Source organism: Chitinolyticbacter albus, assembly GCF_024437655.1.
Classification (GTDB): Bacteria; Pseudomonadota; Gammaproteobacteria; order Burkholderiales; family Chitinibacteraceae; genus Chitinolyticbacter; species Chitinolyticbacter albus.
Genome location: NZ_JANBVF010000051.1, coordinates 1 through 22,844 on the forward strand (window position 1 = coordinate 1; position 22,844 = coordinate 22,844).

General features: G+C 63.7%; 23 protein-coding genes. 7 read left to right on the plus strand and 16 right to left on the minus strand.

Annotated features, from left to right (window positions below; all coding sequences use genetic code 11):
* Together NLI84_RS17905 and NLI84_RS17910 are read right to left on the minus strand one after the other, a co-directional pair.
* On the minus strand, positions 1-1,134 hold a 1,134-nt coding region (locus tag NLI84_RS17905), incomplete at its 3' end, for a DNA translocase FtsK (protein WP_255992174.1).
* A 29-nt stretch (positions 1,135-1,163) separates the two neighbouring features.
* A complete protein-coding gene (locus tag NLI84_RS17910; protein WP_255992175.1) occupies positions 1,164-2,123 on the minus strand; it encodes a LysR family transcriptional regulator in 960 nt (319 codons plus the stop codon).
* 125 nt (positions 2,124-2,248) lie between these two features.
* Here NLI84_RS17910 and NLI84_RS17915 point away from each other — a divergent pair, with 125 nt between their 5' ends.
* Complete coding sequence (locus NLI84_RS17915) at positions 2,249-2,938, plus strand: type 1 glutamine amidotransferase domain-containing protein (protein WP_255992176.1); 690 nt, start codon at positions 2,249-2,251, stop codon at positions 2,936-2,938.
* 3 nt (positions 2,939-2,941) lie between these two features.
* Here NLI84_RS17915 and NLI84_RS17920 read toward each other — a convergent pair whose 3' ends face one another.
* The 9 genes from NLI84_RS17920 to flhF all read right to left on the minus strand — a co-directional run bounded on the left by NLI84_RS17920 (position 2,942) and on the right by flhF (position 11,160).
* Positions 2,942-3,685, minus strand: a complete 744-nt coding sequence (locus NLI84_RS17920) for a lysophospholipid acyltransferase family protein (protein WP_255992177.1) — start codon at positions 3,683-3,685, stop codon at positions 2,942-2,944.
* Between the two features lie 134 nt (positions 3,686-3,819).
* On the minus strand, positions 3,820-4,566 hold the full coding sequence (locus NLI84_RS17925) for a flagellar motor protein (protein ID WP_255992179.1): 747 nt from the start codon (positions 4,564-4,566) through the stop codon (positions 3,820-3,822).
* Positions 4,563-5,309, minus strand: a complete 747-nt coding sequence (locus tag NLI84_RS17930) for an RNA polymerase sigma factor FliA (protein WP_255992180.1) — start codon at positions 5,307-5,309, stop codon at positions 4,563-4,565. The genes NLI84_RS17925 and NLI84_RS17930 overlap by 4 nt, the downstream gene beginning before the upstream one ends.
* A 31-nt stretch (positions 5,310-5,340) precedes the next feature.
* A complete protein-coding gene (locus NLI84_RS17935; RefSeq protein ID WP_255992182.1) occupies positions 5,341-5,931 on the minus strand; it encodes an ABC-type transport auxiliary lipoprotein family protein in 591 nt (196 codons plus the stop codon).
* Positions 5,928-6,968 (minus strand): MlaD family protein, encoded by a 1,041-nt coding sequence (locus NLI84_RS17940; RefSeq protein ID WP_255992183.1) that lies wholly within the window; start codon positions 6,966-6,968, stop codon positions 5,928-5,930. The genes NLI84_RS17935 and NLI84_RS17940 overlap by 4 nt, the downstream gene beginning before the upstream one ends.
* Positions 6,965-7,720, minus strand: a complete 756-nt coding sequence (locus NLI84_RS17945) for an ABC transporter ATP-binding protein (RefSeq protein WP_255992184.1) — start codon at positions 7,718-7,720, stop codon at positions 6,965-6,967. Before NLI84_RS17945 ends, NLI84_RS17940 begins: the two co-directional genes overlap by 4 nt.
* A complete protein-coding gene (locus NLI84_RS17950) occupies positions 7,720-8,793 on the minus strand; it encodes an ABC transporter permease (RefSeq protein ID WP_255992185.1) in 1,074 nt (357 codons plus the stop codon). Before NLI84_RS17950 ends, NLI84_RS17945 begins: the two co-directional genes overlap by 1 nt.
* Positions 8,790-9,680, minus strand: coding sequence for a MinD/ParA family ATP-binding protein (locus NLI84_RS17955; RefSeq protein ID WP_255992186.1), 891 nt, complete (start codon positions 9,678-9,680; stop codon positions 8,790-8,792). Before NLI84_RS17955 ends, NLI84_RS17950 begins: the two co-directional genes overlap by 4 nt.
* Positions 9,673-11,160, minus strand: coding sequence for a flagellar biosynthesis GTPase FlhF (gene flhF, locus NLI84_RS17960; protein WP_255992187.1), 1,488 nt, complete (start codon positions 11,158-11,160; stop codon positions 9,673-9,675). The genes NLI84_RS17955 and flhF overlap by 8 nt, the downstream gene beginning before the upstream one ends.
* Positions 11,161-11,313: 153 nt before the next feature.
* Between flhF and NLI84_RS17965 the strand changes: the two genes are divergently transcribed.
* Positions 11,314-11,976, plus strand: coding sequence for an RluA family pseudouridine synthase (locus NLI84_RS17965; protein ID WP_255992188.1), 663 nt, complete (start codon positions 11,314-11,316; stop codon positions 11,974-11,976).
* 365 nt (positions 11,977-12,341) lie between these two features.
* On the plus strand, positions 12,342-12,611 hold the full coding sequence (locus NLI84_RS17970; RefSeq protein ID WP_255992189.1) for a hypothetical protein: 270 nt from the start codon (positions 12,342-12,344) through the stop codon (positions 12,609-12,611).
* Positions 12,612-12,972: 361 nt separating this feature from the next.
* Here the strand turns inward: NLI84_RS17970 and NLI84_RS17975 are convergent, their stop codons facing one another.
* From NLI84_RS17975 to NLI84_RS17995, 5 genes are all read right to left on the minus strand, one after another.
* Positions 12,973-14,568 (minus strand): cellulose binding domain-containing protein, encoded by a 1,596-nt coding sequence (locus tag NLI84_RS17975; RefSeq protein ID WP_255992190.1) that lies wholly within the window; start codon positions 14,566-14,568, stop codon positions 12,973-12,975.
* Between the two features lie 337 nt (positions 14,569-14,905).
* Positions 14,906-16,483 (minus strand): glutamine-hydrolyzing GMP synthase, encoded by a 1,578-nt coding sequence (guaA, locus tag NLI84_RS17980; protein ID WP_255992191.1) that lies wholly within the window; start codon positions 16,481-16,483, stop codon positions 14,906-14,908.
* Positions 16,484-16,666: 183 nt separating this feature from the next.
* Positions 16,667-18,067 carry a D-alanyl-D-alanine carboxypeptidase/D-alanyl-D-alanine endopeptidase gene (gene dacB / locus NLI84_RS17985; RefSeq protein WP_255992192.1) on the minus strand — a complete coding sequence of 467 codons (1,401 nt, stop codon included), beginning with the start codon at positions 18,065-18,067 and terminating at the stop codon, positions 16,667-16,669.
* A gap of 168 nt (positions 18,068-18,235) precedes the next feature.
* Positions 18,236-18,811: a hypothetical protein gene (locus NLI84_RS17990; protein ID WP_255992193.1), complete on the minus strand. Its 576-nt coding sequence runs from the start codon at positions 18,809-18,811 to the stop codon at positions 18,236-18,238.
* Positions 18,812-18,983: 172 nt separating this feature from the next.
* The gene (locus NLI84_RS17995) at positions 18,984-19,190 is read right to left on the minus strand and encodes an oxidoreductase-like domain-containing protein (protein ID WP_255992194.1); all 207 of its coding nucleotides are present in this window, start codon (positions 19,188-19,190) and stop codon (positions 18,984-18,986) included.
* 47 nt (positions 19,191-19,237) lie between these two features.
* On the opposite strand from NLI84_RS17995, the gene dnaX reads away from it, so the two are divergent.
* The 4 genes from dnaX (at position 19,238) to yfcF (ending at position 22,839) form a co-directional block, all read left to right on the plus strand.
* Complete coding sequence (dnaX, locus tag NLI84_RS18000) at positions 19,238-21,142, plus strand: DNA polymerase III subunit gamma/tau (protein WP_255992195.1); 1,905 nt, start codon at positions 19,238-19,240, stop codon at positions 21,140-21,142.
* Positions 21,143-21,178: 36 nt separating this feature from the next.
* Complete coding sequence (locus tag NLI84_RS18005) at positions 21,179-21,508, plus strand: YbaB/EbfC family nucleoid-associated protein (protein ID WP_255992197.1); 330 nt, start codon at positions 21,179-21,181, stop codon at positions 21,506-21,508.
* Between the two features lie 137 nt (positions 21,509-21,645).
* Entirely contained in the window at positions 21,646-22,239 is a 594-nt protein-coding gene (recR, locus tag NLI84_RS18010; RefSeq protein WP_255992198.1) for a recombination mediator RecR, read from the plus strand.
* A 114-nt stretch (positions 22,240-22,353) separates the two neighbouring features.
* A complete protein-coding gene (yfcF, locus tag NLI84_RS18015) occupies positions 22,354-22,839 on the plus strand; it encodes a glutathione transferase (protein WP_255992200.1) in 486 nt (161 codons plus the stop codon).
* Positions 22,840-22,844 lie beyond the last annotated feature (5 nt).

The following is a 22,844-nucleotide window of genomic DNA, read 5'->3' on the forward strand; positions in this document are numbered from 1 at the left end:
GATCTGGCTGCCCTTCACGCCGACGGCGGGCTCGATCTCATAGCGGGTAATTACCGGGCCCGGGTAGGCCGCGACGACCTTCACCTCGACGTTGAAGTCGGCGAGCTTGCGCTCGATGAGGCGCGAGGTGAACTCCAGCGTTTCCAGGCTGATGGTTTCCTGCGCCACCGGCGCTGGCGCCAACAGCGACAGGGCAGGGAGGTTGCCGGCAGTGGTGCTGCCGCGCGCGGCCGGCGCGGGCTTGGCGGGGGGCAGATCGTCGAGCTCGAACAGGCTGGGTTGCGCGGCCTGGCGCTCGGCGACTTCCTGCTGCTTTTCCTGCTCCTTCTTTTCCTTTTCCAGCCGCTTTTCCGCCTGCTTGGCGATCGGCACTTCGAGCTGCGCCGTTTCGATCTTCAGCGGAGCCTTGTCTTCCTGCTTCTTCTTTTCCTCGGAGACCTTGACCTCGCGCTTGACCGCCGCCACTCGGCCGATCTTTCTGTCCTGCGCCGCATGCCAGGTCTCGATCACCTTCAGGCACAGCCATTCGAGCAGGGTGCCGAGCTTTTCCATCACGGAGAGCCATGACAGCCCCGTGAACAACGACAGGCCGATGGCCCACAGCGCGACGAGCGTGAGCGTGGCGCCGGCAAACCCCAGCGCGTGATAAAGCCAGCCGCCCAATCCCAGCCCCAGCACGCCACCGGGCGCCAAGGGTAGCGGCGCTTGCATCGAGTGCAGGCGCAGCGCTTCCAGGCTGCTCGATGAGACCAGCACCAGTGCAAAGCCGATGCAGGCGAGCAGCACCACCGGTTTGTGCGGGTTCTCGCTGACACGGTCGATGCGGCGATAGCCCCACCAGATCGCGGCAAAGCAGAACGCCACCCACCACCAGGCAGAGAGCCCGAATAGCGCCAGCAGGATGTCGGCCACCCAGGCGCCGACCACGCCGCCGCGATTGTGGACAGCCACGCTGCTGGCGCTGTGCGACCAGCCCGGGTCGCCCGGGTGATAGCTCGCCAGTGCTAGCACCATGTAGAGCACCACGGCCACTAGCAAAAACCACCACGACTCGCGCAACGCGTTGGCGATCTGCGGCGGCAGCGCGGCGCGGGCCGAGGCATTGGCGACGTTCTTCTTGCGGAACAGCTGCATGGCAGTACCAACGGGCAAAGAGGTTGAGATTATAGCGGGATGTGTCGCCCGGCCGGGCGTGCTGCGTCGTGGCCGGACGGCGTTGCGAGCTCAGCCAGCACGAAGTCGATAAAGGCGCGCACGCTGGCCGAGCGGTGCCGGTTTTGCGGGTACAGCAGCGAGAACGGTCGGGCCCGGCCAGCATAGGGCTGCAGCACTTCGACGAGCTCGCCGCGCGCTACGTATTCTGCAGCGATGTAGTGATAGATCTGGCACAGCCCGCCCCCGGCGCGGGCGTGGCCGACGCAGGCGAGCACGTCTTCCTCGACCCACAGCCGGGCGGACACCGGCAACGCGATTTCCTCGCCGTCGCGCAGGAAGGACCAGGGCATCGCCCGGCCGCTGCTGGGCAGCACGAAAGCGACGCAGTCGTGCTGCGCCAGGTCATTGAGCGATGCGGGCGTGCCGCGGGCGGCCAGGTAGGCCGGCGCAGCGAACACGCCCGGCGTGGCGTACTCCAGTGGTCGGGCGATCAATCGACCGTCGTCGGGCAGGCCGAGCCGGATCGCCAGATCGTAGCCATCCTGCACGAAATCGATATTGCGATTGCCGACATGGGCTTCGATGCGTACTTCCGGATATTGCGCCAGAAAGCGCGGCAGCAGCGGCAACAGGCGGTGGTGACCATAAGTGGTCGGTACCGAAATGCGCACCGTGCCGGCGGGCTCGCTCTGCCGGCCGGTCAACGCGCGTTCGGCCTCCTCGATCTGTGTCAGCGCGCCACTACATTGATGGTAGTAATCGTGCCCCGCCTCGGTGAGCTGGATCTGTCGCGTCGTGCGGGTAAAGAGCTGCACGGCGAGCCTCGCCTCCAGCCGGCCGATCGCGCGGCTGACCGCTGCCGGCGTCACGCCGAGCGCGCGCGCGGCTGCCGTGAAGCCGCCAAGTTCGGCGGCCTTGCAAAAGAGCTCGATGCTGGCGAGCTGAACCGGGGCGAGATGGCGTTGCATTAATTACATAATGTAAAAACTGAAGTGATTCTAGCCGGATTTATCATTTTCATGCGCATCAATACCATGGCGGTGTTGCAGGTCGCTTCGCGATCGCCGCCCAATCACCCCACGAGGTTCACACCATGAGCAAGCACATCCTGATGATCATCACCTCCAACGCTCGCATGGGCGATACCGGCAAGCCGACCGGCGTCTGGGCCGAGGAGCTGGCGGTGCCGTACTACGCGCTGGTTGATGCGGGTCATGCCGTGACGCTGGCCTCGCCCCAGGGCGGCGCCATTCCACTCGATCCATCCAGCGTCACCGGCGAGGCCAGTCACGATCCGGCCGTGGTGCGCATGAATGGCGATGCGACGTTGCAGGCGCTGCTGGCCACGACCCGTCCCGTCGCCGGGATCGAGTTCTCCGGTTTCGACGCGGTGTTCTTCCCGGGCGGCCACGGCACGATGTGGGATCTACCGGGCAACGCCGACGTGCGCCGGCTGGTCGAGGCAGCCTATGCGCAAGGCAAGTGGATTTCCGCGGTCTGCCACGGTGTGGTTGGCCTGGTCGACGCGCGCCGCGCCGATGGCCAGTCCGTTGTTGCGGGCCAGCGCATCAGCGCCTTCACCGATGCCGAAGAAGCGGCCGTGGGCCTGACCGCGCTGATGCCATTCCTGCTGGAATCACGCCTGCGCGAATTGGGCGCCGATTTTCAGCCCGCCGGCAACTGGCAGGCCTTTGCGGTGCGCGACGGTCAGTTCATCACCGGGCAGAACCCGCAATCGTCCAAGCAGGTGGTTGAGCTGCTGCTGACTGCACTCGCCGAATAAGGATTATTCGAGGAAGCGCTGCTGCCAGCCCTGGTAGCAGCGGTAGACGTGCGCCGAGTAGGCTTCGCGGTCGACGAAGTCGGCCGGGTCGAACGCATCGAACACGTGGTAGTTGGCGACCGGGTTGGGGCTGGTGACGATGTGCCAGATCTTCTGTAGCAGCGTCTCGTCATCCATCCATTCGAAAGCCTGCTGCGCTTCGTAGTGCAGGAACACCGGCACGATGGGCACGCCGGTTTCCAGCGAGACGGTGAAGGCGCCGTAGAGAAAATGGTCCCACAGCCGGCGACCCTTGCAGCCCCCTTCCGGGTAGAGGGCGATGTTATGGCCGGCGCGCACCGCCTCGACCAGCGCAGCCTGTGCGGCCTGGCGCGAATCCTTGTTCTCGCGCTGCACGAACAGCGTGCCGGCGGCCGCCGCGATGCGGCCGACCAGCCACCAGTCGCGCACTTCGATCTTGGCAAGACTCACCACCGGAAACAGCGCCGGGATACCGACATCCTCGAACGCGGAAGGGTGGTTGGCGATCAGGATGTAGTGGCGGGGAAGTGGGCGGGCATGATGCTGGTGCAGCCGCAGCTCCACGTTCAACGCCCGCACGAAACAGCGGCACCAGGCGTGGAACAGCCGCGGATACACGCCGAGCCACGATAGTGGCAGCAGCGCCAGCAACACCATGAAGAGAGTGAACAGCACCAGATCGATCCAGGCCACGATCAGGCGCAAGCGAGCAAGCAGCCACAGCATGTTGTCTCCCCTGATGCGGGCTCATAGGCGCCGCCGAAATGTCCGGCAGGCAGGGTGACGAGGCCGATTCGGTGGCCTGCAACGGCGTCCAGCGGTGGGCGCAGCATGCAGAGGCCACCTCACCCCTCATCCCTTTAATGCAGGAAGCCAGCCAGCTTGTTTTCCAGCAGCCTGGGATTCTCGCCGTTGGCGATGGTGACAAGCCCCTCGAGCAGCATTTCGCGGCGACGCGCTTCGCTGCCGATATGGTGTTTGAGCTTGCTGGAAATCGGCAGGAAGATCAGGTTGGCCGAGCCCACGCCATAGATGGTGGCGACAAAGGCCACGGCGATACCAGCGCCGAGCTTGGAGGGGTCGGTCAGGTTTTCCATCACGTGGATCAGGCCCATCACCGCGCCGATGATGCCGATGGTGGGCGCGTAGCCGCCAGCGGCTTCCCAGATCTTGGCGGCGGCGCGGGCGCGCTCCTCGTAGGCGTCGATATCGAGTTCCAGCGAGCGGCGGATCAGCTCGGGTTCGGCGCCGTCGACCAGCATCTGCAGCCCGCGCCGCACGAAGGGATCCCTTTCACCGGAAACATAAGCCTCCAGCGCCAGCAGCCCGCCGCGCCTTGCCTGCTGGCCCCAATTCACCAGTACGTTCAACAGCTGGTGGAAATCATGCCGTGGCGGCACGAACACCCATTGCAGCAGCTTCACGCCGGCGATGAAATCGGGCAGCCGGCTTTGCAGCATCACCGCGCCGGCGGTACCGCCGATCACGATCAGGAAGGCGGTGGGCTGGACCAGCGAGGAGATATGCCCGCCTTCGAGCACCTGCCCGCCCACGATGGCGACGATGCCCAGTAGCAGGCCGAGAATACTGATCTTGTCCAATTTCATTGATGAGGTAGCCAATCGGAGAGTCTGGCGCGCAGCCGCGCAATGGCCTGGCTATGCAGCTGACAGACGCGTGATTCGGAGACGCCGAGTACGGCGCCGATTTCCTTGAGGTTGAGTTCCTCGTCGTAATAGAGCGACATCACCAGCTGTTCGCGTTCGGGCAACTCGGAAATACCCTTGACCAGCATCGTGCGAAAGCCGGCGTCCGACATCTGCTCGAACGGGTTGGCGCGCTCGTCCGCCGTGTAATGGTCGAGCTGGTCGTTGCCGCCTTCCTCGCCAAAATCCTCGTAGTAGACAAGCTGATGGCCGCGCGCGTCGGCAAGGCGTGCCTGGTATTCGGTCAGCGGCAGGTTGAGCGAGCCGGAGACTTCCCCTTCGGTTGGCGCGCGCCCCAGCGCCTGCTCCAGCTTGTGGATCTCTTTTTCGATCTCGCGCATGTTGCGGCGTGCCTGGCGCGGCATCCAGTCGGCCTGGCGCAATTCGTCGAGCATGGCGCCGCGGATGCGCTGGCTGGCGAAGGTCTCGAACTGCACGCCGGCGTTGGGATCGAAATTGCGCGATGCCTCCATCAGCCCCATCAGGCCGACCTGGATCAGGTCCTCGACGTCGACGCTGGCCGGCAGGCGCGATACCAGGTGGTACGCGATGCGCTTGACCAGCGGCGCGTGCGCGCTGACGCGATCGTCCTCGGTCGAGGCCTGGGTCTGGCGGTAGAGGTGAAGGGCGCGGGGTGAGGGCATGCCGAGCGGGCTGTAAGGAGGCAACTCCAGTTTAGCGGGAAAGCGCTGCGTCTGTGCTGGCCAATACCACTTCGTATTGCCGGTACGCATCGGCCAGCGCGGCATCGGCGGCAGCGGCGATACCTTCGCCATCCATGCTGGCGATCGGTGCCTGGCCGACGATGGTACGGGTATCGAGCACGCGTTCGCCCTGAGCCAGCGCAAACTGGAGCTTCACCACCACCTGACGCGAGCCGCTGGCGCGCAGATCGGCATAGAGCGCATCGAGCCGGCCTTGCAGCTGCCAGTTGGCCGATTCCACACGCGTGCCGAGCACCTGGCCGAACAGGCCGCTGGCGGCAAGCCAGGCTTCCAGCCGCTCGCTGGCAAGCTGGGCCGGCGGCGCAACGAAACCCCGGTAGGGGTCGCTGGCATAGCGATAATCGGTTTCGCGGTAGACGAAGCGCCAGTCGCCATAGCCTTCGGCGGCACGCAGCGGCAGGATGCGCAGCTTGCCGGTAAAGCGCACCGCTTGCGGCGCGCCCTGGCGCTCGGCTTCGATGCGGTAGTGCGATTCGGCTGGCGGCGTACCGGCGCAGGCGGCGAGGGCGAAGACGAGGCAGAGGCAGGCGAGGCGCATCATCGTGGCAGCGGGTAGGGTTGTGGATCGGCGCCGAACAGCAGGCCGGAGGGGTTATGCCGGGCGCGCTCGGACAAGGCGCGCAGATCGGTGGTGATGGCGTGCAGGTTGTCCAGCGTGTCGGCGAGCTCCGCATCGCGGCTGCCGACCAGCGAGTCGAGGCGGCCCGACACGCGTTCCAGATGCTGCAGTGTCTTGGCGAGCGCCGGGTCGTTCAGCAGCGCCTTGGCGCCGGCGGCGGCCGATGCAACGTCGCTGGCCGCGCCCTGCCAGGCCGGATCGCTGACCAGTTGCTGCAGGCTGGTGTTGGTCTGCCGCAGCTCGACCAGTAGCGCCTGCGCATCGCGGCCGATCTGGTCAGTTGGTACCTTTTCCAGGCGCTGACTCACCCGCAGCAGCGATGCGGCCAGATCCTTGAACGGGACCTCGCCGAGCTGGCGCTCGGTGGTATCGAGCAGCCGGTTCAAGCGGTCCACCGTGCCTTCGATATCGAGGTTCTGCGTCTTGGAAATCACGTTCTGCACCGCTTCCATGATTTGCGCCACTGCGCTGTGCGCGGACGGGATATAGAGCGCATCGGGCTTCCAGGAGACTGGCAAGGTCTTGTTGGCCTTGGCGTCGACGTAGTCGATTTCCAGGTAACTGGTACCCGTCAGCCCCTGTGGCGCCAGCCGTACCCTGAGGCCGCGCTCGACCTGACGATTCAGCTGTTCCTGGTCGGGCACGCCGTCGCCGCCGGTACGAAAGCGGTCGGGCCTGAGTTCCATTTCGACCAGCACGTATTGCGGCTGGCCACGCTGATGGCCGTACTTGGCGCCGGTAAAGCCGATGCTGCTCACGGTGCCGAGCGCCACGCCGCGATATTTCACTGGCGAGCCGATATCGAGCCCTTGCACCGATTCGTCGAAATAGGTTTCCAGCGTCACGCTGGACGCGAACCAGCGGCCGGCGCCGAAGGCAACCAGCAGCACGGCGCCGATCACGACGCCAATCACCACGAACAGGCCGAGGCGGAAGTAGGGTGGGTGGGCTGAACTCAAACGGTCTCCTCACCGCGGCGGAAGAAGCGGGTCACGCGGGGATCGGGGTGATGATCGCGCAGGTCGGCGGGCTTGCCGACAGCGATGATGCCTTGTTCCTGTTTATCCAGCATCAGGCCGCGATCGGCAATGGCGAAAATACTGGCAAGCTCGTGGGTCACTACAACGAAGGTCAGATGCAGCGCGCGCGCCAGTCGCAGGATCAGCGCATCGAGCTCGCTTGAGGTGATGGGATCGAGCCCGGCCGATGGCTCATCCAGAAAGAGGATGGCGGGGTCGAGCGCCAGCGCGCGGGCGATCGCGGCGCGCTTTTGCATGCCGCCCGACAGGTTGGCCGGCGCGTAGTCGGCGTATTGTTCCAGCCCGACCTCGCGCAGTTTGAGCCGGGCGACGATCTCGCGCGCTGGCGCATCGAGCTGGGTGTGCTCGGCCAGCGGCAGCATCACGTTTTCCAGCACACTCATCGAGCCGAACAGCGCCCCGGCCTGATAGGCCACGCCAAACGACGCCAGGATGTCGCGGCGTGCTTCGCCCCCGGTCGCGGTCAGCTCGCGCCCGTTCAGCCAGACCTGGCCCGCGGTTGGGTGTTCCAGGCCGATCAGATGCTTGAGCAGCGTCGACTTGCCGCAGCCCGAGCCGCCGAGCACTGTCAGCACCTCGCCGCGCGCCACCTCGAAGCTCACGTCGCGCAGCACCACGTTGTCGCCGTAGGCGCAGGTCAGGTTTTCCACGCGGATGATGGGTTCGCTCATCACCACCCCAGGTAGTAGAAGGCGATGGCAAAGAGGCCGTCGGCGACCACCAGCATCACGATGCCCTGCACGTCGGCGCTGGTGGCCGATGCGCCGACCGCGCGCGCGCCGCTGCCGGTGCGTAAGCCCCGTAGGCAGCCGATGGTGGCGATGCCCAGGCCAAACACGAAGGCCTTGCCCAGGCCGGTCAGAAAGTCGCTCAGGTTGACAAAGCCCTGGATCTGGCTGGCCGAGGTGGCCAGCGGGATATCGAAGCCGGTGAGCACCAGCGCGGCGCCGAACATGCCGACGAGCTCGGCGTAGAGCGTGAGCAGCGGTGCGGTGAGCGCCACTGCGATCAGCCGCGGCAGCACCAGAAAACGCATCGGGTCGAGCCCCATCGTGGTCAGCGCGTCGATTTCCTGGTTCACCTTCATCGTGCCGATCTCGGCGGCAAAGGCGGCACCGGTGCGCCCGGCCAGCAGCACCGCCGTCATCAAGGGCGCCAGCTCGCGCACCAGTGACAGCCCGACCAGGTTGGCAACGAACAGCTCGGCGCCGAATTGGCGCATCGGAATCGCCGACTGGAAGGCGAGGATGACGCCCAGCAGAAAGGCGATCAGCGACACGATGGGCAGCGCATCGGCCCCGGCGCTGGCGGCCACCCGCAGCGTTTCGCCCAATCGCAGCTCGCGCGGTCGCCGCAGGATCGCCCAGGACGACACGGTGGCTTCGCCGATGAAGCCGATCACGTCGCGCGTTTCACGCCACCAGCCGGCGGCAAAATGGCCGATTGCCGCGAGGCGGCCTTCCGGTTTGGGCGTTTCCGGGATCAGTAGCGGCTGGTCAGGATCGAGCTCGGCCAGCAGCGGGGCAAACCGTTCGGCCAGGCCCTCGATGCGCGCGCCGCGCTGGATCAGGTCGAACAGCAGCGCCGCGCCGATGCCGTCGCAATAACTGACGTCGCTCGCGTCGACAGTGCTCTCCTTGCTTGCGGCATCGCGTGCGGCTTGCCAGATCGTGGCGCAACCGGTGGCGTCGAGCCGGCCAGAGAGCACGATACGAGCACCGTCGCGCTGCAGCGTCGCGCTCATGATCGCTCCAGCCTGTCGTTGAGGATGCGGCTCGATTCGACCAGCCGATAGACAAAGCCCGCCGTACCGCTCCCGGGCGGGCGCTTCCAGCGCAGCATGCTGTCGGCGAGCTGGCGGAAGGCCTGGGTCGCTTCGGTCTGCGGGAAGGCATCGAGCACGGTCTTGCCCAGCCGCGTTGCACGCTTGAGCTTTTCATCCTCCGGCACGTAGCCCGATAGCTTGAGCTTTACCGCGTCACCCAGGTATTGCCGGGCCACGTCGCGGATGCGGCCGAACACCAGCTCGGCTTCGGTCAGGCTTGCCACGCGGTTGGTCAGCACGCGGAAATCGCGCCGGGCGTATTCGGTGTACAGCAGCTTGATGGTGGCGTAGGCATCGGTGATCGATTCCGCGCGGTTGGTGACGATGATGACCACGTCGTCGGCAGCGAGCGAGAGACTGGGCACGGCGGCACCGGTGGCCGGACGGCTGTCGAGCAGCAGGTAGTCGCAATCGCCGGTCACGCTGTCGAACTCGGCGGCCAGCCATTCGAGCTCGCGCTCGTTCAGCGCGGCCAGTTGTTCCGGCCGTGCTGCCACCGGCAGGATGCCGAAGCCGGCGGGTGCGCCGATCAGCGTGTCGGCGAGCGTCGCTTCGCGCCGCAGCACGTGTTCCAGCTGCCAGTGCGCGGCCAGCCGCAGCCGCGAAGCCGCGTTGGACAGCCCTTCGAATTCGTCGAGCAGGATCACGCTACGCTGGCGCTCGGCGAGCGCGGCCGCGAGATTGATCGCCAACGTGGTGCTGCCGCTGTCGCCTCGGCCGCCATTGAAACTGATGGAGCGGCAGCCCGGCCGGGCCACCAGCGCGCGTAGACCCGCGGCCTGGTCGGCGGACCAGGAGCTAGCCACGAACTCCCCCGACATTCAGCGTGAAGTCGAGCGGGGTATCCTGGCTGCCCATGAAGAGGGGGTATTCGTCGCGCTTGAGTTCAAACGCGCCGCGATCGGTTTGCGTGCGGAAGGCCCGGTCGATCAGGTAGTCGACGCGGGCGACGTGCAGGTCTTCCGGCACGCGCTGGCCATTGGTGACGAAATGCAGCTTGAGCTTGTGGCGGATGGCCACATCGAGGCAGCCGCCCAGGCTCATCGCCTCGTCGAGCTTGGTGAGGATGCAGCCGGCCAGGTGTTCGTTCTTGTAGCGGCGGGCCACATCGTCCAGCGTCGCGGGCGCCGCGTTGGCGGCCAGCAGCAGCACCGTCTGCACCGCGTCGGCGCCAAACAGCTTCAATTGCTCTGCGATGCGCTGGTCGCGTTGGCCCATGCCTATGGTATCGATCAGCACCAGGTGGCGATCGGCGAGATCGGCCAGCGTCAGTTCGAGATCGGTATCGTCCTTCACGTCGTGCACCGGCACGCCGATGATGCGGCCGTAGATGCGCAGCTGATCCTGCGCGCCGATCCGGTAGCTGTCGGTGGTGAGCAGCGCCACCGATTCCGGGCCGTGCGTGAGCGCGCAGCGCGCAGCAAGCTTGGCCACCGTGGTGGTCTTGCCAACCCCGGTGGGGCCGATCAGCGCGACGATGCCACCCTGGGCGATCAGATCGTCGCCGCTGTGCACTGATGCCAGATTATGGGCGAGCGCGGCCTTGACCCAGCGCATGCCCGCATCGAGCGTCATGCCGCCGGGCATCTTGTCGATCAGTTGGCGCGACAGCGCCGGGCAAAAGCCCGCGGCCAGCAATTGCCGCAGCGCTTCGAGTTTTTCCGGCGCGTGCTTGGAGAGCTCGCCCCAGGCCATGCCGGCGATCTGGCTCTCCAAGAGGCCACGCAGCAGGCGGATTTCGCGCGCGATGTCTTCCATGGCTTCAGGAGAGCCGGCGGCTTCCTGCGGCGCGGGTTCGTCGTCGAAGCTGAAAGAAGGCGGCGGCGTGCGGGATTCGGCCGGCCGAGCCGGGCGTTGCACCGCCGGGATCGGGCGGGTTTCTGCGCGGGGCTCCGACCGCGGCGTGCGGTTGCTGCGCACGACCAGCGGTGCTTCGTCGTGCGGCTGGGCATCGTCCAGCGTCGGCTCCTGGTCCTCGTCGGCGATGGCGTAGGAGCGGGCGATGGCGCGGTTGACCGGCGGCATCGGCACGGGCACCACCGGCGTATCGGCCTGGGCGCTATTGATCAGCCGGGCACCGTTCTGCGCCGCGCGCGGGCTGGGCTTGGTCGGCGCACTGGGGATGCTGGTGAGGGCCGCGACATCCGAGTCCGCCACTGCCATGATCTCGACTCCGCCGCCGGCAATCTGCCGGTTCGACAGGATCAGCGCATCGGGGCCCAGTTCGTCGCGAACCTGGCGTAGCGCATCACGGGTGGTGGCTCCGTAGAATTTCTTGACGACCATCGGTCCTGTCCGGCAAAAGCGCCGATTCTCAAAGAGGGGCTTGAAACCGCGCTATTATCGCCACCTCCCCGCCATTGCACAAACTTGACAGTACGCCCTTGGCTGCGCTGTTGTTTGCGCGTTGCCGCAAAGCCATCCCCTTACTACGAAGTCATGCACGTGAGTACCTACCAGCCCCCCGCGAATACCGGCCTTGCGCTTATCCACGTGGATGAGCATCTGATCGTGCTCGACAAGCCTGCCGGGCTGCTGTCGGTGCCCGGCCGTGGCGAGGACAAGCACGATTCGCTGGCGACCCGCGCCGCTCAGGCGTATCCCGGCGTGCTGATCGTGCACCGGCTGGATATGGATACCTCCGGCCTGCTGGTACTGGCGCGCGATGCCGATACACATCGCCGGCTTTCCAAATTGTTCCACGACCGGGTGGTCGACAAGCGTTACGTGGCGCTGATCGAGGGTCGGCCGGCACAGGAGCAGGGCGAGGTCGACCAGCCCCTCAACGTCGATTGGCCGAACCGGCCACTGCACATCGTCGATCACGAGAATGGCAAGCGCGCGCTGACGCGCTACTGGGTACAGGACTACGAAGCCGACCTGCATGCCAGCCGCGTGCTGCTGGAGCCCGTGACCGGCCGCACCCACCAGCTGCGCGTGCATATGCAGTGGCTGGGCCACCCCATCCTCGGCGACACGCTGTACGCCCAGCCCGCCACCCGGGCCAAGGCCACGCGCTTGCTGCTGCATGCGGCGCTGCTGGAACTGCCGCATCCGGTGACCGGCGAGACCATGCGCTGGGAGAGCCCGGCGCCGTTTTGAGCGCGTACCGTGCGTGGTTTTAGCGTCAGCGTTACCACCGGGCCGGGCTTCTGAACAACGGCGCCAACGGCTACAACATCGCCGGCTGCCTCATCAAACCAAAGGTGGGGGCCTTCTGGGGGAAATACGGCTACAACGCCCTCGGGCAGCGGGTGAAGAAGAGCGAAGGGGCAGATGCGCCAGCTTGCGCATCTGATCTTCGGGGTGGTGCGCTCAGGCGTGCCGTTCAATGCCCAAATGGCCATGCCCAAGCTTGACGTTCAAGACGGTATCTGACCCCAATGGCGCTCATCTGCTCCAAGCGGAGTAACTGGCATTGCACCGGCAACGGGATACGATGAGCAGCGGAAAGCGCACTTTGGAGATTGGGTGAGATTGCAAAATCTATGGGGAAAGGGGTGGTAGTGCTTGACTTAATTGTGAAAATTTCAGCCGCCGGCTTAATGGTCGGGGTGTTTATCATCTTCGCTATCCGCCCTGAGTTTGGATGGAGAGCGGTAGGGCTGGGGATGTGTGCCAGTTTGGGTTTTATTTTCGCTATTACCAAATTGATTCAGAAGAAATCAGGGAGTCGAGAAGATATACAAAATATTAAAAACGAAATGAACAAAAATTTTGATGCTGGGGGCGAATAGTGTTCGAGTCAATCGGGAAATCCGGAACCAGGTCTTGTATTTTTCACGCAAAATACAAGACCTGGTTCCAGTTGTGTTCTTGACCCCAATAATGTTTCTGTGTTCATGCTGGCTTCATCAAGATACGAGGTCTTGTATTTTGTATGACCTGACTCCGAAAAAGGGGATGGATTTATCTTCTGGTCGCGCCCCTGGCCTGCAAGGTGCCCAGTCCCGGATAATTGCCTGAACGCCGTCCTTAGCTAACCGATCCCATTTAGTGCACCGCTATCGGACGGGTGTGCAGAGCCAATGGGAAATGCCCTTGCAGGGTTGCAAGGGCATTTGCTTACACGAGCGGCTTTTGGAAACGCAGCTCGGATTAGTTGCTGTAATCCGCGACGATGTAAGCCATTTCAGCCGCAGTGAATTGGGCGCGTACATTCAGGCCGGAAATGCGCGTCAGCGTATCGACGAACAAATCGAAGCGACCCTTTTTCGTGCTGGGCACGCTGGCCGCCGGCAGGGCGCTGATTTCACGGAAGGTCTGCTTGAAGGCATTCCAGCCGCCCATTTGGTCCTTGATGCGAACTAGTCGAGCCACAATGTGGTCGCCTTTGACTGTGCACGTGGTGTTGCTGCTTTCGCACAGATTGTATAGCCAGTTCTTCATTTGCACGCCACCCTGCAACGGGGTGCTGTCGTCGATGTAGACCAGTGCGTTGGTGTCTTCCAGCACCTTCTGCATTTTGAAATTGGCCATGACTTCATTGCTATCTCCGCCCCACGACCAGCGGTAATCCAGATCGAAATTGTGGCCGATTTCGTGCAGGATACCGAAGCTCCACTCGCCGGTGCTGTTGTTGCGCTCCAGCTGGGCCGGAATGCGCGGGCCATACCATTGTATAGGGTTGCCGGCAATGGCCCAGCCCCCCGGGAATTGCTTCACGCTCTGGATATAGGAGCGCGCACCATTGAATGGTTTGCCGCCGACCAGATCAGCATAGATTTCATACGCCGTATCCAGCTGCGTCATCCAGCGATTCCAGTTGGCATCGCTGATGGCTGCATATTCGCTGGGTTGCAGGTTGAAAGTGAAATACTTGGGGCTATTGCGGCTGGTGTAGGCATCACCCTGGATGGTGATATTGTCAAAGTAGGCTTTGCCGGTACTGTCGCTGCCGTAGTAACCCAGGCGTGGCGCTAGCACTGCGCTGCTGTCCTGCGCAAAGAAAGTGCCTTCAAATTTGGTCCAGTCGAACGTCCCGGTCTTGGTGAAAGCCACTTGGTCGTTAACCGTTACATTGGCCCCCGTCGACCCGCTTGGGGACATAACCGTGACGTTTTCGCCTTTCATCCAGCCAGATACAACGTAACCCTTGCCCGGCGTCAGGCCGGTGATCGTCTGGTTGACACGGGTATCATTGGTGGCCGTGCCATGATCGATTACCAGGGCCTTTGAATTGCCTACACCTTGGCCGGCGGCAATGCTGACTTCATAGGGACGTTGTTGCCATTGTTGTATGCTCAGCCCGGTCATGCCCTGCTCGAAATCCGGATTGCTGATCACGACGGACGGTGTGCCACCGAGCCCGTTCACATTGAAATTACTTGGTGGGGTGTTGCCCGCTGCCGGCGTGCCGCCAATGCCGAACGATACGCTGGCGCCTGGTGCAATATTGCCGTTCCAGCCATTGTTGGTGATGGTGTAGTTGTTTCCAGTGTGGGCACTGATCGTGCCATCCCAGATGCTCGATATGGCGGAGTTCCAGGTGAATGTCACCTTCCAGTTCTGGATGGTTTCGGTGCCGGTGTTTTTAATGGTGAACTGACCATTCATCCCGGAACCCCAGTTCTGGGTTTCCTTGTAGGTGACCTCAAAGGGAGCTGCAATTGCAGGGTTGGCTGCGGCCACACTCACGATGGCAATGGGCAGAGAAAGTAGTATCGAGCTGGCGAGGTTGTTCAAATTAAACATGAATTTCTTATATTAAGTTCGTGCAAAAGCGCACGAAATAATTTTATTATGCTTTCGTGATACTTAATTTTGAAAATAGATAAATTTAGGTATTGCGTAATTATGCTTAATAATATAAGTAAGGAAAAGTGCGGGCTGGTTCGACCTTGCAGGCAAGGCGTATCGCTGCATGGCAGCCTGAGCCGTAGCCTATTTGTGAGGTGAACCCAGTGCGGTTGGTGTAAACGGTGCTTGGCGATGCCAAAGAGGGTCAGGGCGTCCGAAAAAAAAGCCCGCAGTGACGCGGGCTTAGGTGTGTTTTCGTGCCACAAGCGGCCAAGCAGTGGCAGACGCCGAATCACTCCCACTCGATGGTCGCGGGCGGTTTGCCGGAGACGTCGTAGACCACGCGATTGAGGCCACGCACCTCGTTGATGATGCGGTTCGACACGCGGCCCAGCAGGCTGTACGGCAGCTCCGCCCAGTGCGCGGTCATGAAGTCGCTGGTGACCACGGCGCGCAGCGCCACCACCCATTCGTAGGTGCGGCCATCGCCCATCACGCCCACCGATTTTACTGGCAGGAATACGGCAAACGCTTGGCTGGTCAGGTCGTACCAGGTCTTGCCGCTATGCTCGTCCACCGTGTTGCGTAGTTCTTCGATGAAGATGGCGTCGGCGCGTTGCAGCAGTTCGGCATATTCGGCTTTCACTTCGCCGAGGATACGCACTCCGAGGCCCGGGCCCGGGAAGGGGTGGCGATAGACCATCTCGTGCGACAGACCCAGTGCCACGCCGAGCTCGCGCACTTCATCCTTGAACAGGTCGCGCAGCGGTTCGAGCAACTTGAGGTTCAGCGTTTCCGGCAGGCCGCCCACATTGTGGTGGCTCTTGATCGCATGCGCCTTCTTGGTCTTGGCGCCGGCCGATTCGATCACGTCCGGGTAGATGGTGCCTTGCGCCAGCCACTTGGCGGCCGGCAGCTTCTTGGCTTCAGCCTGGAACACTTCGACGAACTCGCGGCCGATGATCTTGCGCTTGGCTTCCGGATCGCTCACGCCGGCCAGATGGCCCATGAACTGGTCGCGCGCGTCGACGCGGATCACCTTCACGCCGAGGCCGCGCGCGAACATGTCCATCACCATGTCGCCTTCGTTCAGGCGCAACAGGCCGTGATCGACGAACACGCAGGTGAGCTGGTCGCCGATGGCGCGGTGGATCAGCGCGGCGGCCACACTGGAATCGACGCCACCGGAGAGGCCAAGGATGACGTCCTCGTCACCGACCTGGTCGCGGATCTTCTTCACCGCTTCGTCGATATAGTTGGGCATGGTCCAGCTGGGCTGCGCGCCGGCAATGCCGAGCACGAAGCGGTGCAGCATGTCGATACCGCGCTTGGTATGGGTCACTTCCGGGTGGAACTGCACGCCGTAGAAATGGCGGGTCTCGTCGGCCATGGCCGCCACCGGGCAGGAGGGGGTCTCGGCGATCATCTTGAAGCCGTCCGGCAGCGCGGTGACCTTGTCGCCGTGGCTCATCCACACGTCCAGCAGGCCATGGCCTTCGGTATTGCTGCGGTCCTGCAGGCCGTTGAACAGTTGCGAGTGACCGCGGGCGCGGATTTCGGCATAGCCGAACTCGCGTTTGTCGCCGCTTTCCACCTTGCCGCCCAGCGCCTGCGCCATCCACTGCATGCCGTAGCAGATGCCGAGCACCGGCACGCCCAGCGCAAACAGGGCAGGGTCGGCCTGGTAATCCGATTCGTACACCGAGTTCGGGCCGCCGGACAGGATGATGGCCTTGGGCGCGAAGTCGCGAATGAAGTCCATGCCCACGTCAAACGGATGCAGCTCGCAATACACATGTGCCTCGCGCACGCGGCGCGCGATCAGCTGGGTAACCTGGGAGCCGAAATCGAGAATCAGGATCTTGTCCATGCCTGGCCTTGAGTGTGCCCGCCGGGTGGTTTCCTGCGGGCCGTCGCCAGTCCGCCAAATGGAAACCGCCCGCATTGAAACGGGCGGATGGAAAAACGCATTATTTTACCGTGACTTGGCGTCATGGGCGAGTAGGGGCGGCGCAAAGGCGGGCGGCGGGGCTGGCCGCCCGTCCTGCATCGCTCAGCGGCGCGCTTCGCCCACCCAGCGCAGCAGCGCATCGAGCGTCGGTGCGCCGCCGCTTGCCTGGGCGTGGTTGAGCACGCCGACCACGGCATAGCGCTCGCCATTGTCGGCCAGCACATAGCCCGCCACCGCGCGCACGTTCTTCAGCGTGCCGGTCTTGATGTGGGCGGCGACGTTGGCACCCTTGAGCCGGCGCTTCATGGTGCCATCCACCGCGACGATGGGCAGCGACGACATGAATTCCGGCGCATAGGGGCCGTTGGCCGCGCGTTGCAACAGCTCCGCAAGGTGCCGTGCAGATACGCGCTCGCGGCGCGACAGGCCCGAGCCGTTTTCCAGCACCAATTCCGGCCAGGCCAGCTGGTTCTCGGCCAGCCAGTCGCGGACCACGCGGGCGGCGGATTGCGCATCGTCGCGCTCGCCGCGCCGATCGCTCGCGCCCAGCGACAGGAACAGTTGTCGCGCCATCAGGTTGTTGCTGAACTTGTTCACGTCGCGGATCACGCTGACCACATCGGGCGAGCGCGAGCTGGCGAGCGCGCGGGCATTGGCCGGTGTGGTGCCCTGGCGCGTATTGCCGGCAATCTCGCCACCGAGCTCGCGCCAGATGGCGCGCGTGAGGCCCCCGGTGTAGCTGATGGTATCGAGCACCGAGACGTAACGCTCGTTGCTGCAGCCCTCGGCGAGATTGCCGCTCACGCGCACCCGGGCGCGCGTCGCCTCGCTGTCGGCGCCGATCGCGGCATTGCAGCCGCTGCCGGCGACCTTGGCGACGTTCTCTATCGTGATCTCGGCGATCGGGGGCTCGACGCTGACGCGCACGATGCCGCCATCGGCTAGCGCACGCACCCGCACCGATTTGAAATTGGCGAGCAGCGCATCGGGCGCGACCAGGAAGGGCCGTGCCGGATCGCCTTCGTCGTCGTCAAACGCGCCGGCTGGCGGCAGCCGCAATGCGGAGCGATCGAGCACCAGATCGCCGGCGATGCGGCGTACCCCCGCCGAGCGCAGGTCACGCAGCAGCAGCCACACCCGCTCGTAAGTGAGCTTGGGATCGCCCCCGCCCTTGAAGTAGAGATTGCCCTTGAGCGTGCCGTCGATCACCGGGCCGTCGGCCAGCAGCTCGGTGGTCCAGGCATAGGCTGGGCCCAGCTTTTCCAGCGCCACCTGGGTGGTGATGAGCTTCATCACCGAGGCGGGGTTCACCGCCGCGTCGGCGTTGAAATACTGCGCATCCTGCGGGCGCGACAAGGGCACGATGGCCAATGACAGTGTATTTGGCGGTAGTTTGGCACCGCGCATGGCATCGAGCACCGGGGCGGGTGGGCCGGAGAGCTCGGCGGCAGTGGCATGGGCCAGCATGCCAGCCAGCGCTGCGTAGATCAGTGAGCGGATCATAGGTTTCCCTGGGCTTTGTTGAGGCTTGACTGGGTTTTTGCGCGATGGGCTCTTGCCCCAGTGCAAGGCACCCGCCACGCCGTAGTACTTGTTAGCGTTGGATAGCGCCTGAAATGAATCCGAGTGCGAAGCACCTTCGGCTTGAATGAATTGTTGGCCAACAGGCGGCTATTCAACGCAAGCGACTGTATCGCTTTCTTGTAAGAGCCGACCATTGCTCAATACCACTTGGAAAATTGGGTAAGGCCACATCTCGACGGCTTGGCCGCCGGGGATAACTGGACAACTACTTGTCTTGTAGAGTTCTTCTTTGTCTAAAGGCATGATGCCCATGTTGAACTTGAGCAACTTTGGAAATGGATTGCTTACTGTCAGCATCATTCGCTTGCCATCGAACTGCTCGAACTTCGCGGTAATGGTTTTGCCTGGATCGCTGGCCGCTTCGACCGCGACCAAGTTTGTCAATTGCCCATCAACGACAGTGGCCTCGACGTAAACAGTCTGGCCCGCGACCACCACGAAACCAAACGGCTGCACTACAGCCGGAAAAACCTTGAACGTGCGATCAAAGGTTGCACCGTCCTTGTCCTTCAGCGTTACGCGCAAGTTCCGTTGGCACTTGGTTTGTGCGCACATTTCAGCCTCGATGCGCTTTTGCTCGGCCTCATCCTGCTTTTGGGCTAGGAGCGAAGCTGACGCGAGTAGGGTCATAGCAACCAAAACCGTTTTTTGCAGGTGCTGCATGGAGTGCGTCCTTTCATGTTGGATAACGCTGCAATGGGGCAAACGTGCCCATCGCCCGCAGGGTAGCCCCGCCGCTCTCGTTGGGATTTGCTGCACATGCTGGAAGATGCGCGCATTTCCTTGCGCTTGGCTTCGTGCGCGACACGTTGCTGGGGGGCCGCGTAAACACCAATCAAAGCTCAACTGAGCCTTGCCGGGCCGCCTGGCGGGCCTGCCATTCGGCTTGCAGCTTGCGATAGCGCTGCAGCTCGGCGTTGTAGGTATCGAAAATGCAGGGATCGCACCCGTTGCCGCAGCATTCCTCCAGCGCGGGCTCGTAGGGCGGTTCGGGCGGTGGATCGTCGGCCGGGTAGGGGGGAAGTTGCGTGTCGTCGGTCATGGGTATCGCTGCGGTCGTGACTGGGGCGATCTGCTAGAATCGCCGCCATGGCCTATCAAGTACTCGCCCGCAAGTGGCGTCCCCGCAATTTTGCCCAACTCGTGGGGCAAGAGCACGTGATCCGCGCATTGGCGAACGCATTTGCCAACGGCCGCTTGCATCACGCCTACCTGTTGACCGGCACGCGTGGCGTGGGCAAGACCACCATCGCGCGCATCATGGCCAAGGCGCTCAATTGCGAAACCGGCGTCACTGCCGAGCCTTGCGGTGTCTGTTCAGCGTGTACGCAGATCGACGCCGGCCGCTTTGTCGACCTCCTGGAGATCGATGCCGCGTCCAACACCGGCATCGACAATATCCGCGAGGTGCTGGACAACGCGCAGTACGCGCCCACCGCCGGCCGGTTCAAGGTCTACATCATCGATGAAGTGCACATGCTCTCCAAGAGTGCCTTCAACGCGATGCTGAAGACGCTGGAAGAGCCGCCCGGCCACGTGAAATTCATCCTCGCCACCACCGATCCGCAGAAAATGCCGATCACGGTGCTGAGCCGCTGCCTGCAGTTTTCGCTGCGCCAGATGACGCCACAGCAAGTGTCCGGCCACTTGCAAAAGGTGCTCGAAGCCGAGCAGCTGCCGTTCGAGCCCGGTGCATTGCCGCTCCTGGGCCATGCGGCCAACGGCTCGATGCGCGATGCGCTCTCTTTGCTCGATCAGGCCATTGCCTACGGCGCGGGCCGGGTCGAGGAATCGGGCGTGCGCGCGATGCTGGGCGCGGTCGACCAGAGCTATCTCTTTGACATCCTCGCGGCGCTGATCGCCAAGGATGGCCCGCGCCTGATGGCTGCTGCCGACAGCATCGCCGCACGTGGCCTCTCGTACGAAGCCGCGCTGCACGAACTTGCCCACGTGCTGCATCAGGCGGCCCTAGTTCAGGCGGTGCCCGGTGCACTGGCCGACGATCTGCCGCAACGCGCCGACATCGAAGCCGTCGCCGCCGCGCTCGCGCCCGAGGATGCGCAACTCTATTACCAGATCGCACTGCATGGCCGGCGCGATCTGCCGCTGGCGCCCGATGAATACGCCGGTTTCTCGATGACCTTGCTGCGGATGCTGGCCTTTGCCCCGGCGGAGCCGGGGCAAATCAGTCGAGCCAGTTCGCCGGCAGAGCCAGGGCAAGTCACTCGAACCAACCCGCCGGCGGAGTCAGGGCAAGCACATCGGGCCAGCGCGCCAACCGCAACAACCCAGGCCGAAGCAGCTGTTAGCGCACAGTTCGCAACCGTACCGATGTCGCACGCTGCAGCTGCGCCGGTCCCTGCGCCTGTAGCGCAAGCGGCTCCGATACCTACACCGGTGATTGCTCGCAGCGAACCGGCGGCAGCCCCCGTGCCGCCGCCGGTTGTAGCCGAGCCGGCCGCGACGACCTATACCGCCGCACCGACTCCGCCCTGGCAGGATGAAGCGCCTGCAGCGATCGATGCGGCCGAGCTCGCTTTGCAATCGATGGGCGCGATGCCACCCATGGCCGAGCCGGAACCGGCGCCCGTCGCGGCACCTGCCGGCCCCGCGCCAGAGTTCGATGGCGACTGGCGTGGCCTCGTGGTGCAACTCAAGCTCGGTGCCGCCGGCATGCTGGCGCAGCACGCCGAGCTCGTGGATTACCGTCCCGGCCATTTCGAGCTGCGGGTTTCGGCCGAGCACAAGGCCGTGGCGACGCGTGATTTTCAGGACAAGCTGCGCGCAGTGCTGGCCGAACACTATGGCCGCGACATCAGCGTGAACGTCACGCTCGGTGAGGCCATCGGTGACACGCCGGCGGCGATCGCCATGCGCGAGCGGCAGGCGCGCCAGTCGGCGGCCGAGGACGCGATCCAGAACGACCCCTTCATTCAGTCCATGGTGCGCGATTTTGGCGCCACCGTCGTGCCGGACACCATCCGGCCGCTCTGATTCATTCAATCCAAGCTCGATATAGGAGTTACCCCCATGTTCAACAAAGGCGGTTTGGGCAACCTGATGCAACAGGCCCAGAAAATGCAGGAAAACATGAAGAAGGCGCAGGAAGAGCTGGCCAATGTCGAAGTCGAAGGCCAGGCCGGCGCCGGCATGGTCAAGGTGGTGATGACCTGCGGCCACGCGGTCAAGCGCGTTTCCATCGATGACTCGCTGCTGTCGGACGACAAGGACATGCTGGAAGACCTGATCGCCGCCGCCTTCAACGACGCCGCCCGCAAGGCCGAAGCTACCAGCCAGGAAAAAATGGCGGGCTTCACCGCGGGCCTGCCGCTGCCCCCGGGCTTCAAGCTGCCGTTCTGATTTTTGCGGGAAGAGGGAAGGGGGGAACATAGCCCGGCGGCATGTTCGCCCGACTGCCGATGAAACGCCCGACGGGACAACGGCAGCCTGCTGGCCCGCTACCATCCTTCTCCCTTCCCGCTTCTCCCCTCCCACTCATGACTCCTTCCTCCCTCAACCAGCTGATCGAAGCGCTGCGCGTGCTGCCCGGTGTCGGCCCGAAGTCCGCTACGCGAATGGCGTATCACCTGCTGCAGCGCGACCAGAGCGGTGCGGTGAACCTGGCGCACGCGATCGAGTATGCGATTGCCACGCTCAAGCATTGCCGGCACTGCAATACCTTCACCGAGATGGATGTCTGCGACATCTGCGCCGACGAGGGGCGCGATACCAGCCGGCTGTGCGTGGTGGAAATGCCGACCGATCTGATGATGGTCGAGCAGACGCTGGCCTATCACGGCCTCTATTTCGTGCTGATGGGGCGGCTAAGCCCGCTCGACGGCATCGGTCCCAAGGACATTGCGCTCGCCCGCCTGCTGGAGCGCGCCAGCGACGGCGTGGTCGATGAAGTGGTGATCGCCACCAACTTCACTGTCGAGGGCGAAGCCACTGCGCACTATCTGGCCGAGACGCTACGCGTGCGCGGCCTCATCGTCAGCCGCATTGCCCGTGGCCTGCCGGTCGGCGGCGAGCTGGAACACGTCGATCCGGGCACGCTGGCGCAGGCGCTGGTGGAGCGGCGCAAGCTATAAGCTGCCAAATTTCGGGTAGATCACCTGTGAGGTAGTAAGTCCCGGGCAAACCGTTGGCGTAATTGCTAGAGCGGCTGTGCTAGATTGGCTGGCTTCGCCATCAAGGAGCCTGCAATGCCAGCTAGCGACCTTCTCCTCTACGTAGATGCCCAGTTCGCGAGCCCGTATGCCATGTCAGTGTTCGTGGCGCTGCATGAAAAGGCGTTGCCGTTCGCGATCAAGACCGTTGATCTCTCGGCCAACGCAAACCACGATCCTGGCTATGCAGCTGCATCCCTGACTCGGCGCGTACCGACCCTGGTGCATAACGGGTTCGCCCTGTCCGAATCCTCCGCGATTACTGAATATCTTGACGAGGTATTCCCTGACACGCCGTTGTACCCGGCCGAACCCCATGCCCGCGCCAGAGCGCGTCAAGTCCAGGCGTGGCTGCGCAGTGACCTCATGCCCATCAGGCTGGAGCGTTCCACTGAGGTGGTGTTCTACGGCGCAAAAGCCCCAGCCCTCTCAGCACAAGCGCGGGCAGCCACTGAAAAACTGTTTTCCGCATGCGAGTTACTTGTCCAGTCCCGGACGATTAACTACGCGCTTAACAAATAAACCCG